The organism is Mycobacterium sp. NGS34, assembly GCF_059812845.1.
Map to the genome: position 1 here is coordinate 514,857 of NZ_JCALDM010000002.1, position 15,341 is coordinate 530,197.

Here is a 15,341-nt window from a genome sequence, read left to right on the forward strand (position 1 = left end):
TTACTATGCCTCATGGCCTTGACGAGGGCATCCCATTGAAGCTCAATCGATTTGGTGTGACGCTTGCCGTTCTGGCCACGGGCGCGGCGCTGCTGTCGGCGTGCGGCAGTGACAACCGTCCCGGTGGCGCGAGCGGCACGACGGGCCCGTCGCCGGCAAAGGTGGCGTGCGGCGGCACGCCGACGCTGCGGGCCAGCGGCTCCACCGCCCAGGCGAACGCGATGACCCGTTTCGTCAAGGCCTTCGAACAGGCCTGCGGGGGCCAGTCCCTGAATTACACCCCCAACGGCTCCGGCGCCGGGATCGGCGAATTCGTGGGCAATCAAACCGATTTCGCCGGATCGGACTCACCGCTGAGCAAGGACGAGTACGCCAAGGCACAGCAGCGCTGCGGCTCGCCCGCGTGGAACCTGCCGGTGGTGTTCGGCCCGATCGTCATCGGCTACAACGTCAACGGCGTGACCTCGCTGAACCTCGACGGCTCGACCGCGGCCCGGATCTTCAGCGGCGGCATCACCGGCTGGAACGATCCCGCCGTCGCGGCGCTCAACCCCGGCGTCACCCTGCCGGCCGAGCCGATTCACGTCGTGTTCCGCAACGACCAGTCCGGCACCACCGACAACTTCCAGCGGTACCTCGACAGCGCCTCCAACGGTGCGTGGGGCAAGGGCGCCGGCAAGACGTTCAACGGCGGCGTCGGGGAGGGCGCCAAGGGCAACGACGGCGCGGCCGCCGCCGTGAAGAGCACCGAGGGGGCGATCAGCTACGTCGAATGGTCGTTCGCCCAGGCGCAGCAACTGAACACGGCCAAGGTCCTGACGTCGGCCGGCCCGGACCCGGTGACGATCAGCGCGGAGTCCGTGGGCAAGACGATCGCCTCCGCCTGGTTCATCGGCAAGGGCAACGACCTCGCCCTCGACACCATCTCGTTCTACCGGCCCAATCAGCCCGACGCGTACCCGATCGTGCTGGCGACCTACGAGATCGTGTGCTCCAAATACCCCGATCCGCAGGTCGGTACGGCGGTAAAGGCCTTCCTGCGCAGCACCATCGGCGCCGGCCAGGACGGCCTCGCCGACAACGGATACGTCCCCATTCCGCAGGAGTTCAAGACGCGGTTGTCGGCCGCCGTCGACGCCATCTCATGAGCCGCGGTACCTGGGGCAGTACGCGGCGATGCTCGCGCCGATAAAGAACCCGGCGCGATAGCCGTCCAGGTTGCTGTTCGTCATCACCTCGGAGGCGATGTCGGACTTCTGCTTGCCGATGTCGAGTTCGTCGCAGACCTCGTGACCGGCGACGATAGCGGCCTGCGGCGAGGCGAATTCGATGCCCTTGTTCTTCACCGCCGTCACGAACAGGTTGTCGACGGCGTCGGCGTTCGCGGTCGGGGAGGCCGCCACCGCGAGGCTCAACAGGGTCAGGGCGAGACCGGCCGATAGGCGCGTTCGGGTGGTCGTCATCGCTGGGACCTCCCGCCGGGTAGTGATTGAGGGCCATCCGGGCCGCTTTTGCACTGAGATCATTGCATGCCGACCTGGCAGGACGGGCACCAATACCTGACGCGATCGCCGCCATCGTCGTAACGGATGGGGGTGCCGCAGCGACGGCAGGGCTGCCCGGCCCGCCCGTACACCCACAGCTGCCGGCCCGCGCGGGTGTCTCCGGTGGTGCAGCGGTTCCAGCGGAAGCGGTTGGCCCACAGCATGTCCCGGGCGCGGGAGACGAGCCGGCGCGGGTCGGTGATCGTGCGGACCGGCGCGGTCGGCAGGTGGCCGGTGACGAAACACAGCTCGTTGCAATACACGTTGCCGATGCCGGCCAGCACCCGCTGGTCCAGCAGCGCCTCGCCGATCGGCCGGTCCGGGCGCGCCGCCAGGTTGGCGGCGGCGCGGGCGGGGTCCCAGTCCGGGCCCAGCAGGTCGGGCCCCAGGTGCGCGACCACGTCGCCGTCGGCGTCCCGGTCCAGGATCTCCAGCACGCCCAGGTCGATGCCCACCGCGCGAATCTTGTTGGCTTCCAGGATGATCCGGGCGCGGTGATCCACCCGCACCGGCCGGTTGCCGACCCGCCAGCTGCCGTCCATCTTCAAATGCGAGTGAATGCTGGCCCGCCCGATCCGGATGAACAGGTGCTTGCCGCGGCTGAGCACCTCGTCGACGGTTTGCCCGGTCAGGTCGACGGTGGCGTAGCGGGGCACGCGGACGTCGCAGCGCGTCAGCGTCTGCCCGGCCAGGTGCTCGCGCAGCGTGGCCGCGGTGTGCCAGACGGTGTCGCCCTCGGGCATGGGTTATCGCAGCCGCATTCCGCGGGGGGTGCGGGCGAACCCCGCCCCGGCCAGCGCCTCGGAGACGGGGCCCGGTCCCCCGGCGTGGGGGTGCAGCGCCGGCGTGCCGTCGATGCGTTCGACGAGGATCGACGCGACGCGCCGGGCGGCGACCAGCTCGGCCAGCGCCGCGGCCGCGCCATGATGGGCCGCTGGGTCGTCGGTGAACGTCAGCAGCGACCGCCCGCCGCGCTCCAGGAACCAGGCCAGCTCGCCGTCCACCAGCACGACCAGCGCACCGCCCTTGCGGCCCGGCCGGGCCGCCGGGCCGTCGCCGTCCGCGCGGGAGGGGGGCCACGGCAGGGCGGCGCCGTAGGGGTTGGCGGGATCGGCGGCGGCCAGCGCGACCGCCCGGTATTCCGGCCGTTCCCGGTCGACGTCGTCGGAGTAGCTGCGCAGCCGGTCGACGGTGGAGGCCACCGCGAACTGCGCGCCGCCCAGCGACTCGACGAAATAGCCGCGCTGGCACCGGCCGGCCTCCTCGAACGTGCTCAGCACCTTGTAGAGGGTCGCGAACCCGCCCGGCACCGATTCGGCCGCCACCGCGCCCCGGGTCAGCACGCCGTGCCGGTTCAGCAGCAGCTCGGCCTGGTAGTGGGCCCGCAGCGTGGAATCCGGCTCGGGGGCCGGCAGGGCCGACCATCTGCCGGCCACGGCCGGGTCGGCGCTGCGGTGCGCGGCTTGCGCGACGCTGTAGCGGCTCAGCCGCGGCGCGCGCCGGGTGCGGTGCGCGGGAGCAGAGCGCTTGCGGGCTCCGGCGCCGGTCAGCATCGCGCGCACCGGGGCGAACGTGTCGCCGGTGATCCAGCCGGCCCAGATCAGTTCCCACAGAGCGGTTTTCAGCTCCGGCTCGGCGACGGGGCCCTGGGCCAGCTGGCGGAAGAAGTACGCGCCGCCCCCGGCCAGGATGTCCAGGATCGCGCGGTGGGCGTCGGCGAGGTCGAGCGCGGCGGGCCCGGGCAGGGTCAGCGGGGCGGAATCGCTGGCGTGCAGCGCGATCCAGCCGTCGCCGGCCGAGATCGACCCGCCGCCCGACCAGGTGACCTCGCCGGTGGCGAGCAGTTCGTCGAGCATCGCGGGGGAGTAGTCGCGCACCCGCGGGGCCAGGACGAGCGGTTCGAGCGCCGAGGCCGGCAGCCGGACGCCGGCCAGCTGATCGATCACGGAGACCAGGCCGTCGATGCCCGAGTGGGGCGACGACACGTGGTGCCAGGCCGGCAGGAACCGCCCGTAGGCGGCGGTGCTCACCGGCTCGACCTGCGCGCGCAGCGCCGCGAGCGACCGGCGCCGCAGGATGCGCAGCACGTCGGCGTCGCACCACTGCTCGCCGCCGGCGCCGGCGGCCAGGTCGGCGGCGACGAACTCGCCCCGCACCAGCCGCCCGTCGGCGGCCAACCGACCCAGGACGTCGGCCGTGACGCGCAACCCCAGGCCGAACCTGGCGGCGGCCTCGGCCGTGGTGAACGGGGTGTTGGTGCGCGCGTAGCGGCCCAGCAGCTCGCCCAGCGGGTCGGCCACCGCCTCGGTGAACGCGGCCGGGACGCCCAGCGGGACCGCCGCTCCGACCCCGTCACGCAACCGGCCGATGTCCTCGACGGCCACCCACCAGCCGCGGCCGGCGAACGGCACGGTCAGCGCCCGCCGGGCGGCCCGCAGCCCCTCCAGCCACCCCCCGACGTCGGCGCCGCCGGCCCGGGCCGCGACCTCCTCCTCGGTCAGGGGGCCCAGCAGCCGCAACAGGTCCGCGACCCCTTCGGCGTCGCGGGCGGCCCGGTCGGCCGACAGGTGCTGCAGCTGCCGGCCGGTCGCGGCGACGACGTCGGCGTCGAGCAGTTCGCGCAGCTCCACGTGCCCCAGCAGCTCGGCCAGCAGAGTGCTGTCCAGCGACAGCGCCGCGGCGCGGCGCTCGGCCAGCGGGGTGTCGCCCTCGTACATGAACGCGCCGACGTAACCGAACAACAGCGAGGCGGCGAACGGCGACGGCCGCTGCGTCTCCGTCTCGAGCACCCGGACCTTGCGCTGGGCGATGCCCGCCATCAGCGCGGTCAGGGCCGGGACGTCGTAGACGTCCTGCAGGCATTCGCGGATGGCCTCCAGCACCACCGGGAAGTCGGGGTACTTGCGGGCCACGTCCAGCAGCTGGGCGGCGCGCTGGCGCTGGTGCCACAGCGGCGATCGCTTGCCGGGGTGCCGGCGGGGCAGCAGCAGGGCGCGCGCCGCGCACTCCCGGAACCGCGACGCGAACAGCGCCGAGCCGCCCACCTCGGCGGTGACGATCGGGTCGATCTCGTCGGCGTCGAAGACGAACAGTTCCGCCCCGGGCGGGGTACCGTCTTCGGCGGAAAACTCAGTGTCGGGCAGGCGCACCACGATGCCGTCGTCGGAGGCGGTCGGCTTCTCGTCCAGGCCGTAGCGCTCGCGCAGCCGCCGGCCCACGGCCAGCGCGAGCGGCCCGTGCACCCGCAGCCCGTACGGCGAGTGCAGGATCACCCGCCAGTCGCCCAGCTCGTCGCGGAACCGCTCGACCAGCAGCGTGGCGTCGGTGGGCACTACCCCGGCGGTGGTGCGCTGCTCGTCCAGCAGCCCCCACAGGTTGTCGGTCGCGTAGGCGTCGAAACCCAAAGCGGCGCACCGCTTGTCGAATGCGCCGCGGTCGAGGCCGGCCAGCTCCCCGGTGAACGCGCCGAGCGCGGCGCCCAGCTCGGCCGGGCGGCCCACGTCGTCGCCGCGCCAGAACGGCAACCGGGCCGGCTGGCCCGGCGCGGGGATCACCAGCACCCGGTCGTGGGTGATCTCGGTGATCCGCCAGCTGGTCGCCCCCAGCGAGATCACGTCGCCGGGACGCGACTCGTACACCATTTCCTCGTCCAGTTCGCCGACCCGCGACGGCTTTTCGGCCTCGGAGGCCAGGTACACGGTGAACAGCCCGCGGTCGGGGATGGCGCCGCCGGAGGTGACGGCCAGCCGCTGGGCGCCGGGCCGCGCGGTCAGCGTGCCGGTGTCGCGGTCGTAGACCAGGCGCGGGCGCAGCTCGGCGAACTCGGTGGACGGGTACTTGCCGGCCAGCAGGTCCAGGGTGGCCTCGAACACGCTGCGCGGCAGGGTCGCGAACGGGGCGGCCCGCCGCACGGTGTCGAACCACCGGTCGGCGTCCAGCGGCTCCAGCGCGGCGGCCGCCACGGTCTGCTGCGCCAGGATGTCCAGCGGGTTGGCGGGCACCCGCATCGTCTCGATCTGTCCGCCGAGCATGCGCTGCACGGTCACCGCGCACCCGATCAAATCGGTGCGGTGCTTGGGGAACAGCACGCCCCGCGAGACCTCGCCGACCTGGTGACCGGCCCGCCCGATGCGCTGCAGGCCGCTGGCCACCGAGGGCGGCGCCTCCACCTGGATCACCAGGTCGACGGCGCCCATGTCGATGCCCAGCTCCAGGCTGGAGGTTGCCACCACCGCCTTGAGCAGCCCGCGTTTGAGGTCCTCCTCGACCAGGGCGCGCTGCTCCTTCGAGACCGAACCGTGGTGGGCGCGCGCCAGCAGCGGCGGCGCGCCGAAACTCTGGCCGCTTCCCATCAGGTGCGCCGGGGCGCCGCCCGCCACCTTGGGGTTGAGGTCCGCGTCGAGCGAGATGCCGGCGCGTTCGGCGTGGATCTCGTTGAGCCGGGAGGTCAGCCGCTCGGCCAGCCGCCGCGAGTTCGCGAACACGATGGTCGAGCCGTGCGACTCGATCAGGTCCACCAGGCGCGCCTCGACGTCGGGCCAGATCGTGTTGTTGGCCAGGTTGGCCATGTCGGGCACGGGCACCTGCACCGTGAGCTCGATGGTCTTGGCCGACGGCGGCGCCACGATCCTCGTCCGCGCGGCCGGGCCCGCTCCGGACAGGAAGCGCGCCAGCTCCTCGGGCGGGCGCACGGTCGCCGACAGCCCGATGCGCTGGGCGGGCCGCCCCTGGGCAAACGCGTGGCGCAGGTCGTCCAGGCGTTCCAGGGACAGGGCCAGGTGGGCGCCGCGCTTGCCGCCGGCGATGGCGTGGATCTCGTCGACGATCACCGTCTGAACGCCGGCGAGGGTTTCGCGCGCCGCCGAGGTCAGCATCAAGAACAGCGACTCCGGGGTGGTGATCAGCACGTCGGGCGGGTGCGTGATGAGCGCGCGGCGCGTGGCGGGCGGGGTGTCGCCGGAGCGGACCCCGACGCTGATGGCGGGCGGGGGCAGGCCGCGCCGCTCGGCGATGCGGGTGAGCCCCGCCAGCGGGGTGCGCAGGTTGCGTTCGACGTCGACGGCCAGCGCCTTGAGCGGGGACACGTAGAGCACGCGGGTGCCGGCCGGCCGGTCGGCCGACCCGGCGGAGTTGGCCAGGGAATCCAGGGCCCACAGGAACGCCGCGAGCGTCTTACCCGACCCGGTCGGCGCGATGACCAGGGTGTCGTCGCCGTCGGCGATGGCGTCCCAGGCCTGCGCCTGCGCGGTGGTCGGGGCGGCGAAGGTGCCGGCGAACCACTCGCGGGTGACCGCGCTGAACCGGCCCAACGGGTCGGGTGCCCTGGAGTCGGCGCGGGTGCTCACCCAACCATGGTGCCAACCGGCACCGACATCGGCTTGGGTGAGCGGCTTGTCACAGCCTCGCGGTGGCCATGGCGTGTGCCAGCTCGTCCGGGATCTCCGGGACCCGGCCGATGGAGTCGAGCAGGGTGTGCGCGCAGGCGTCGGCGAGCCGGTCGGCGTCGGTTGTGGGGTCCATGATGCGCTGGCGGCAGATCTCGAAGGTGAACGCGAGCCAGCCCTGGATGATCACCCGCAGGTCCCGCTCGACGTCCGCTGCCAGCGCGCTGGTATCCGGCATCCCGCTGACGACCTCGCCGATGCGGGACATGATGTGTTCCATCTGGCGGTTCTTGGCCTCGTCGTCGATGCCGAGCAGGACCGGGTCGGACCGGCCCAGGCCGACGTACGCGGCCCAGGCGGCCTCCGGGTTGGACTGGTGATAGGCCATGTAGGCCAACACACCCATCCGGATCTCCTCGAACATCGTCAGGCCGGGGGGCGGCGGGTTGTTGGTCGCCTCGTAGAGCCGGTCGGCCTCGTCCTTGACGACGGCGGCGAAGAACGCCCGCTTGTCCGGGAAGTAGTGGTACATCAATGCGCGGGACACGCCCGCGCGCTCGGCTATCTCGTCGATGCGGACCTCGTCATAGGGTCGCTTCCCAAAGACTTCTGCCCCCAAAGCGAGCAGCTCGGCGCGTCTATCCTCGGGGGATAACCGCCTTCTGGCTGTCGGCATGTGTCAGATAGTACTCATACGGTATGAGACCCCCGCCACATTGGCTCAACCAACCGCACGCCCCGGGCCAGCGGTAACGCACCGGAACAATTGACGCCATTGGCAGTTCGGCCTCCCACTGTCGGCGTTGGCGATGCCGTGGCAACGCCGGGTGATCGCGCCTCGGCGCGTCGGACACCGGGCGGAAACCGCCACGCCGGTGTGCGACCCGCGCGACGCTTTGACGGCCGTGAGCCGCGCCGACGGCGGTTTACCGGGGTGCCGCACAGGGTATTTGTCGTGACGGGCTCTCATCATCGTCGGCGCGTAACCAATGCGACGCAGCGAACGATGGACTAATAGCGATCAAACTCACGACACGAGGGACAACCATGCATACAGCAGATCAGCGGTCGCCCGGTGACCGCTTGGGGCAGGAGGACCGCGAGGTGCACGCCGCCGTCCGGTTCGCCGCCCTGGCCGCTGCCGCGGGCATCGGCTTCGTGGTCCTCGCCGCGCTGTGGGTCAGCACCTGCCCCGGGACGGGCGTCGACACGGTGGCGTGCGGCACCCCGCAGCGCACCATGCTGGCGCTGGGCGGCCCGCTGATCCTGCTGGCCGGGGGGCTTTGGGCGTTTTTACGCACCTACCGGGTATGGAAGGCCCACGGCACGTGGTGGGGCTGGCACGGCGCGGGCTGGTTCCTGCTCACGCTGATGGTGGTGACGCTGGGCCTGGCCGTCTCGCCGATCGCCGGGCCGGTGCTGGCCCTCTGACCTATCGACTCGACGCGGGAGTCCCGGGTCTCTCGGTGCGTGGGGTGGGGTGCCACTGCTCGTCGATGCGGGTCACGCGGCGATGCTCTATGACGAACCACAGCGCCCCGGCGATCGTCCCGAGCACGGCGACGAGCACCGTCGTGGCGATCCACTCGTAGTGGCCGTAGGCCGCGGCGGCCGTGGTGCTGATCATTCCTCCGATGGCCACGAGGAGCAGGATGAACCCGGGCCAGTAGAGGTTGTCCTTCATCGTGAACCCGGCGTGCGGTTGCGTCGTCCGGAAGTGGTCCGTCGGATCGCGATGCCGGTCGCCCATCACCCCTCCTTCGGTCGCCTTAGGTTGCCGAGCCCGCCGGCTCGCGCACGCGCGCCTCGGGCAGCGAAATCGCCCCGATCGTGGTCACCAGCCATACCACGATCGTGGCGGCGAGCCAGGAGGCGGCGCCGCGAATGATGAGTCCGTGGGTGAACGCTGCGGCGAGGCTCAACGCGACCAGGGTCAGCACCAGTCCGCTGCCCCCGAGGAGCAGCGACGCATAGGCCCGCGGCAACTTCACGATCAGCAATGAGAGGGCCGCCTGCGCCGCGGCGAACAACACCACGGCGACCATGAACCCCGACGCCGATACTGAAACGCCCGGCACGACCCAGGCCGCCGCCAGCAGGCCGACGGCCCACGACGTCAGAAGAACAAACGCCCGAAGCAGAGACTGCTTCATGCCAATAAGTGTAGGTCGCGGGGTAGACGGTGTTAAGGGTCTGCTGACGGGGTTATCCGCCGCCGCAAATGGGTATCAGCTTTAAACCATGATGAGTGCCGGAAGGGTTGCGTCAGCGACACCGACATCGATGCCCACTGCCATAACCATCGACATGACCAGCGGCGGCGATTGTGACTAATCGGTTGGAGCCCACGGTCGACGGCGGGCTGCGCGGCAATAGTAGTGTCAAGCAGACATTGCCGGGAGACCAGATGACCGATGCGGGATTTCGCGCGAACAAGCGTCAACGCGGCCAGCGGGCCGTCGAATTGCACGTTGCGGCACGCCTCGAGAACCTGGCGATGCTGCGCACGCTGGTCGGTGCGATCGGCACCTTCGAGGACTTGGATTTCGATGCGGTCGCCGACCTGCGGCTCGCGGTCGACGAGGTGTGCACCCGCCTGATTCGCTCGGCCACGCCGGACGCGACGCTGGTGGTCGTCGTCGACCCGCACGACGACGAGCTGGTGGTGGAGGCCTCCGCCGCGTGCGACACCCACGACGTGGTGGCGCCCGGCAGCTTCAGCTGGCATGTGCTGACCTCCCTGGCCGACGATGTCCAGACCTTCCACGACGGTCGCGAGCCCGATGAAACCGGCAGTGTCTTCGGGATCACGCTGACCGCGCGACGGGCGGCCTCTAGCAGGTGACAGCGCGAGCTGCCGGCGGTTCGGTTTCGCGACCGAACGAGTATGCGGACGTCCCGGACATGTTCCGGGAGTTGGCCGGCGTTGCCGCCGACTCGATGGAATTCCAGCGCCAGCGGGACAAGATCGTGGAGCGCTGCCTGCCGCTGGCCGACCACATCGCCCGCCGGTTCGAGGGCCGCGGCGAACCGCGCGACGACCTGGTTCAGGTGGCGCGCGTGGGCCTGGTCAACGCGGTCGTCCGCTTCGACGTCGAGACCGGCTCGGACTTCGTCTCTTTCGCGGTGCCCACGATCATGGGCGAGGTCCGCCGGCACTTCCGCGACAACAGCTGGTCGGTCAAGGTTCCGCGGCGCCTGAAGGAACTGCACCTGCGGCTGGGCACCGCCACCGCCGACCTGTCCCAGCGGCTCGGCCGGGCGCCGACCGCCACCGAACTCGCCGCCGAACTCGGCATGGAGCGCGACGAGGTGGTCGAGGGCCTGGTGGCGGGCAGCTCCTACAACACGCTGTCCATCGACACCGGCGGCGGTAGCGACGACGACGACGCCCGCGCCATCGCCGACACCCTGGGCGACGTGGACGCCGGCCTCGACCGCATCGAGGACCGCGAGGCGCTGCGCCCCCTGCTCGAGGCGTTGCCCGAGCGGGAACGAATGGTGTTGGTGCTCAGGTTCTTTGAGTCGATGACGCAGACGCAGATCGCCGAGCGGGTCGGCATCTCACAGATGCACGTGTCGCGGCTGTTGGCCAAGTCGCTAACGCGGCTGCGGGACCAGCTGAAGTAGCGGCCGGGACCCGTCGCGGTCGGCCCGCGCGGACCTCAGCAGCGGCTCGGCCTGCGGCGTCGTCACCGGCAGGGTGCCGTCGGGATCACAGATTCGCAGCAACCGCGAAACGGCCGGGCTCGGCACCATGGCCCAGTGCACCTGGGCGCCCGAGCACGCGACGTTGATTCGGTGTAGCGCCGAAAAGCCCGCGGTGCCAATGAATTCCAGGCCGCGCAGATCGACGATGATCCGGCGGGCGCGCCGGACGCTGCGTTGCGCGTAGACGGCGAGCTGGTCGGCGTTGGCGGCGTCGAGCTCACCGTCGACCGTGAGCAGCGCCCCCAGCGCGCTACAGCGCGAGGTGAATTGAGCGGTGCGGCTTTGTTGCCACGATTGGGCCACAGACATGCTTGTCTCCGTCATTAGGAGGGTCTTGCTGTGGATGACGGCAGGTGGTCGGTGATAGTTCACGACCGGGAGTTCGCACCCCGCGTGCCTGGCGTGATCCGGGTGGCTGTGAACTCAACCTGACCCGACCCTACCCGCGGCGGGCAGGGTCGGACAACATTTAGTTGATCTGGGATTTAATTGATCCCGGATTTATTTGATCTCGGCGAGGACCGTGCCCTGGGTGATGGCCGCGCCGGCCTCGACGGCAAGCCCGGTGATGGTGCCGTCCTTGTGCGCGGTGACCGGGTTTTCCATCTTCATCGCCTCGAGCACCACGACCAGGTCACCGGCGGCGACCTCCTGGCCCTCCTCGACCGCGACCTTGACCACGGTGCCCTGCATGGGCGCCGTCACCGCGTCGCCGGAGGCGGAAACGCCCGCGTGCGATCCGCGCTTGCGCGGCTTGGGCTTCTTGCGGATCACCCCGGCTTGGCCGGCGTAGCCGGCTGAACCATCAGCCAGCGCCAGGTCGCCGGGCAGCGACACCTCGAGACGGCGCCCGCCGACCTCGACGACCACCGTCTGGCGGGGCCGGGCGTCCTCTTCGTCGATCGGTTCGCCACCGGTGAACGGCTCGATGGTGTTGTCCCACTCGGTCTCGATCCAGCGGGTGTGCACCGAGAAGCCCTTGTCGTCGCCGATGAACGCCGGGTCACTCACCACGGCGCGGTGGAACGGGATGACGGTGGCCAGGCCCTCGACCTCGAACTCGGCCAGGGCGCGGCGCGCGCGGGCCAGCGCCTCGTGCCGGTCGGCGCCGTACACGATCAGCTTGGCCAGCATCGAGTCGAACTGGCCGCCGATCACCGAGCCGGTCTCCACGCCCGAGTCCATCCGCACACCGGGGCCGGCGGGCGGGTGGAACTTGGTCACCGGGCCCGGGGCGGGCAGGAAGCCGCGGCCGGCGTCCTCGCCGTTGATCCGGAACTCGATGGCGTGCCCGCGCGGGGTGGGGTCCTCGGTGATGTCCAGCTTCTCGCCGTTGGCGATCTTGAACTGCTGCAACACCAGGTCGATGCCCGCGGTCTCCTCGGTGACCGGGTGCTCGACCTGCAGGCGGGTGTTGACCTCGAGGAAGGAGATCAGGCCGTCCTGGCCGACCAGGTACTCGACGGTTCCGGCGCCGTAGTAGTGCGCCTCCTTGCAGATCCGCTTGGCCGACTCGTGGATCTCCTTGCGCTGCGCGTCGGTCAAAAACGGCGCCGGCGCCTCCTCGACCAGCTTCTGGAAGCGGCGCTGCAGCGAGCAGTCGCGGGTGCCGGCGACGACGACGTTGCCGTGCTGGTCGGCGATCACCTGGGCCTCGACGTGGCGGGGCTTGTCCAGGTAGCGCTCGACGAAGCATTCGCCGCGGCCGAACGCCGCGACGGCCTCGCGGGTGGCCGACTCGAACAGCTCGGGGATCTCCTCGAGGGTGCGGGCGACCTTCATGCCGCGGCCGCCGCCGCCGAAGGCGGCCTTGATCGCGATCGGCACGCCGTACTCCTTGGCGAAGGCCACCACCTCGTCGGCGTCCTTGACCGGGTCGGGGGTGCCGGGCACCAGCGGCGCCTGCGCGCGGGCGGCGATGTGGCGGGCGGTGACCTTGTCGCCGAGGTCGCGGATCGACTGCGGGCTCGGGCCGATCCAGATCAGGCCGGCGTCGATGACCGCCTGCGCGAAGTCGGCGTTCTCGCTCAAGAATCCGTAGCCGGGGTGGACGGCGTTGGCGCCGGACTTCGCCGCCGCGTCGAGGAGCTTGCCGAAGTCGAGGTAGGACTCCGCGGACGTCTGACCGCCGAGCGCGAACGCCTCGTCGGCCAGCCGTACGTGCGGCGCGTCGGCGTCGGGCTCGGCGTACACCGCCACGCTGGGCAGGCCCGCGTCGCGGGCCGCACGGATCACCCGGACGGCGATCTCACCGCGATTGGCGACGAGCACCTTGGCGATCCTCGAGCTGGCGTGACTAGCCACTTCGCCTCCTGTTCGGCTGGACGTCTCTACGTCTCGTGAGTCTCTAAGAGAATTTCTTACAAGTCTTGTCCGGGGAAGTTTATGCGCCGCGCCGCGCGGGCTGATACCCGGTCTCCAAATCCGTTCCTGATCAGGCCGTCTCGCGCAATCGCCGCTTGATGCGGGCCAGCATCGCCGACATGCCGCGCAGCCGCAGCGGGCTGATCAGAGCGGCCAGGCCCAGCTCGGTGTAGAAGTCCTCGGGCACCGCGAGGATGTCGGCGGCGGGTTGCTCGTCGAGCCCGGCGGCCAGGATCGACGCGAACCCCCTGGTGGTGGGCGCCTCGGCGGGGGCACTGAAGTGCAGCCGCACCCGGTTGGGATCGCTGGCGTCGACGTGCAGGAACAGCGGCGACTGGCACTCGGGCACCGGCTCCATCGCCGCCTCTTCGAGGTCGGGCGGCAGCGCGGGCAGGTCGTTGGCGAACTCCAGCAGCAGCGTCAGTTTGTCCTGGCCCTGGACTTCGGCGAAGTCGGACACCACCTCGGCCAGCGGGGCGGGCATGCTCATCAGACCGGAACGGCTCCCGGCTGCTCGCCCGCGACGATCGGCACCCGCACGGTGTTGCCCCACTCGGTCCACGATCCGTCGTAGTTGCGGACCCCGGGCTTGCCCAGCAGGTGTGTGAGCACGAACCAGGTGTGGCTGGACCGCTCGCCGATGCGGCAGTAGACGACGGTCTTGTCGTCCGGCCGCAGGAAGCCGTAGAGCTCCTCGAGCTCCGCGCGGGGACGGAAGCGGCCGCTCTCGTCGACCGCCTTGCCCCACGGGATGGACACGGCGGTGGGGATGTGCCCGGCCCGCAGCGCGCCCTCCTCTGGGTAGTCGGGCATGTGGGTGCGCTTGCCGGTGTATTCGTCGGGCGAGCGCACGTCGATGAGCGGCTCGGCGCCGAGGATGGCCAGCACGTCGTCCTTGTACGCGCGGATGGGCGCGTCGTTGCGCTGCACGACCGGGTAGCCGCTCGACGTCTCGGTCGGGACGTCCAGGGTGGTGTCGCGGCGCTCGGCCAGCCACAGGTCGCGCCCGCCGTTGAGCAGGCGCACGTCGGGATGGCCGAACAGCGTGAAGACCCACAGCGCGTACGCCGCCCACCAGTTGCTCTTGTCGCCGTAGATCACCACGGTGTCGTCGCGGGCGATGCCCTTGCGGTCCATCAACTCGGCGAACTGCTCGCCGTTGATGTAGTCGCGGACCCGCGGGTCGTTGAGGTCGGTGTGCCAGTCGATCTTGACCGCGCCGGGAATGTGGCCGACGTCGTAGAGCAACACGTCCTCGTCGGATTCGACGATCGCCAGGCCCGTGGCGCCCATGTTGGCGGACAGCCAGTCGGCGGTGACCAGTCGTTCGGGGTGGGCGTATTCGGTCAGGGACGGGTGTGGGTCGGGGGGTAATGACACGACTTCGAGCCTACCGCTGGGCTTAAAACCCCCGCCCGTGACGCGACACTTAAACGTTTGCGACGAAACGCCGCCGCGCGTCGCAGACGATTAAGCCTGGGTCCACAGTGCGGCCACCGAGAGCCCCGCCCGGCCCAGCAGCGCGCGCAGCAGCGGCAGGCTCACGCCGATCACGTTCGACGGGTCGCCCTCGATCCCGTCGACGAACCAGCCGCCCAGCCCGTCCAGGGTGAAGCCGCCCGCCACCCCCAGCGGTTCGCCGTGGGCGACGTAGGCCCGCAGATCCGCCTCGGCCGGCGCGGCGAAATGCACTGTGGTGCATGCGGATTGGACCTCGCGGTGGACGACGGCGCCGTCGCGCAGCCGCAGCAGGCAGTGCCCGGTGTGCAGCCGTCCCGACCGCCCGCCCATCAGCCGCCACTGGTCCACGGCGGCATCGGCCGACCCGGGCTTGCCGCACAGCCGGCCGTCGATGGCCAGCATCGAATCACAGCCCAGCACAACGCAATCCGCCGCGGTGGCGCCGTCGAGCCGGCCGGCGACGTCGTCGGCCTTGGCCGCGGCCAGCCCGCAGACCACCTCGTCCGGCGAGGCGTCGGACCCCAGTCCCGCGGCGATCAGATCCTCGTCGACGCCGGAGACCACGACGGCCGGTTCGAGGCCGGCCTGGCGCAGCACCTTGAGCCGGCCGGGCGAGGCCGACCCCAGCACCAGCCGGGTCAATGCCTCATGTGCGTCATTTGCTGCATGGTCAGCCGCTGGTAGTTCGACATCGCGTAGCGCAGCCGGTCGACCGCGAGCCCCCAGCGGGTGCTCTCGGGCTGGGTGGGCTCGGGGGAGGCGGCGCTTACGCCGCCGAGCACGGCCACCAGCGCGGCCAGCTCCGCGTCGGTGGGATTCCCCTTGAGTACGTGGATGTGCGGCTCGTGCTCGCTCACAGCCTGATGGTTCGTCTCGT

16 protein-coding genes are annotated in these 15,341 nt (G+C 71.0%); 4 read left to right on the forward strand and 12 right to left on the reverse strand.

Going from position 1 to position 15,341, the window contains the following annotated elements; all coding sequences use genetic code 11:
• Window positions 1-35 precede the first annotated feature (35 nt).
• Window positions 36-1,148 carry a phosphate ABC transporter substrate-binding protein PstS gene (pstS, locus tag AC5Y7V_RS07405; RefSeq protein WP_499879359.1) on the forward strand — a complete coding sequence of 371 codons (1,113 nt, stop codon included), beginning with the start codon at window positions 36-38 and terminating at the stop codon, window positions 1,146-1,148.
• Here the strand turns inward: pstS and AC5Y7V_RS07410 are convergent.
• From AC5Y7V_RS07410 to AC5Y7V_RS07425, 4 genes are read right to left on the reverse strand one after another with little or no spacing between them, the layout of a single operon-like run.
• Window positions 1,143-1,463, reverse strand: coding sequence for a DUF732 domain-containing protein (locus AC5Y7V_RS07410; protein WP_499879360.1), 321 nt, complete (start codon window positions 1,461-1,463; stop codon window positions 1,143-1,145). The two genes, pstS and AC5Y7V_RS07410, sit on opposite strands and share 6 nt — an antisense overlap.
• 59 nt (window positions 1,464-1,522) lie before the next feature.
• A complete protein-coding gene (nei2, locus tag AC5Y7V_RS07415; protein WP_499879361.1) occupies window positions 1,523-2,287 on the reverse strand; it encodes an endonuclease VIII Nei2 in 765 nt (254 codons plus the stop codon).
• A 3-nt stretch (window positions 2,288-2,290) separates the two neighbouring features.
• Window positions 2,291-6,889, reverse strand: coding sequence for an ATP-dependent helicase (locus AC5Y7V_RS07420; protein WP_499879362.1), 4,599 nt, complete (start codon window positions 6,887-6,889; stop codon window positions 2,291-2,293).
• Window positions 6,890-6,938: 49 nt separating this feature from the next.
• Window positions 6,939-7,604, reverse strand: a complete 666-nt coding sequence (locus tag AC5Y7V_RS07425) for a TetR/AcrR family transcriptional regulator (RefSeq protein WP_499879363.1) — start codon at window positions 7,602-7,604, stop codon at window positions 6,939-6,941.
• A 371-nt stretch (window positions 7,605-7,975) separates the two neighbouring features.
• Here AC5Y7V_RS07425 and AC5Y7V_RS07430 point away from each other — a divergent pair, with 371 nt between their 5' ends.
• Entirely contained in the window at window positions 7,976-8,359 is a 384-nt protein-coding gene (locus AC5Y7V_RS07430; protein ID WP_499879364.1) for a hypothetical protein, read from the forward strand.
• Window position 8,360: 1 nt separating this feature from the next.
• On the opposite strand, the gene usfY is transcribed toward AC5Y7V_RS07430, so the two are convergent.
• Complete coding sequence (usfY, locus tag AC5Y7V_RS07435; RefSeq protein WP_499879365.1) at window positions 8,361-8,678, reverse strand: protein UsfY; 318 nt, start codon at window positions 8,676-8,678, stop codon at window positions 8,361-8,363.
• Between the two features lie 19 nt (window positions 8,679-8,697).
• Complete coding sequence (locus AC5Y7V_RS07440) at window positions 8,698-9,081, reverse strand: hypothetical protein (protein ID WP_499879366.1); 384 nt, start codon at window positions 9,079-9,081, stop codon at window positions 8,698-8,700.
• Between the two features lie 254 nt (window positions 9,082-9,335).
• Here AC5Y7V_RS07440 and AC5Y7V_RS07445 point away from each other — a divergent pair, with 254 nt between their 5' ends.
• Entirely contained in the window at window positions 9,336-9,773 is a 438-nt protein-coding gene (locus AC5Y7V_RS07445; protein WP_499879647.1) for an ATP-binding protein, read from the forward strand.
• Window positions 9,770-10,558 carry an RNA polymerase sigma factor SigF gene (locus tag AC5Y7V_RS07450; protein ID WP_499879367.1) on the forward strand — a complete coding sequence of 263 codons (789 nt, stop codon included), beginning with the start codon at window positions 9,770-9,772 and terminating at the stop codon, window positions 10,556-10,558. Before AC5Y7V_RS07445 ends, AC5Y7V_RS07450 begins: the two co-directional genes overlap by 4 nt.
• Here AC5Y7V_RS07450 and AC5Y7V_RS07455 read toward each other — a convergent pair.
• The 6 genes from AC5Y7V_RS07455 to AC5Y7V_RS07480 form a co-directional block, all read right to left on the reverse strand.
• Window positions 10,529-10,948 (reverse strand): STAS domain-containing protein, encoded by a 420-nt coding sequence (locus tag AC5Y7V_RS07455; RefSeq protein WP_499879368.1) that lies wholly within the window; start codon window positions 10,946-10,948, stop codon window positions 10,529-10,531. The two genes, AC5Y7V_RS07450 and AC5Y7V_RS07455, sit on opposite strands and share 30 nt — an antisense overlap.
• 192 nt (window positions 10,949-11,140) lie before the next feature.
• A complete protein-coding gene (locus AC5Y7V_RS07460) occupies window positions 11,141-12,943 on the reverse strand; it encodes an acetyl/propionyl/methylcrotonyl-CoA carboxylase subunit alpha (RefSeq protein WP_499879369.1) in 1,803 nt (600 codons plus the stop codon).
• Between the two features lie 130 nt (window positions 12,944-13,073).
• A complete protein-coding gene (locus AC5Y7V_RS07465) occupies window positions 13,074-13,493 on the reverse strand; it encodes a SufE family protein (RefSeq protein ID WP_499879370.1) in 420 nt (139 codons plus the stop codon).
• Window positions 13,493-14,383, reverse strand: coding sequence for a sulfurtransferase (locus AC5Y7V_RS07470; protein WP_499879371.1), 891 nt, complete (start codon window positions 14,381-14,383; stop codon window positions 13,493-13,495). The genes AC5Y7V_RS07465 and AC5Y7V_RS07470 overlap by 1 nt, the downstream gene beginning before the upstream one ends.
• Window positions 14,384-14,473: 90 nt before the next feature.
• Entirely contained in the window at window positions 14,474-15,106 is a 633-nt protein-coding gene (locus AC5Y7V_RS07475) for a Maf family protein (protein ID WP_499879372.1), read from the reverse strand.
• A complete protein-coding gene (locus AC5Y7V_RS07480; protein WP_499879373.1) occupies window positions 15,103-15,321 on the reverse strand; it encodes an acyl-CoA carboxylase subunit epsilon in 219 nt (72 codons plus the stop codon). The genes AC5Y7V_RS07475 and AC5Y7V_RS07480 overlap by 4 nt, the downstream gene beginning before the upstream one ends.
• Between the last annotated feature and the right edge of the window lie 20 nt (window positions 15,322-15,341).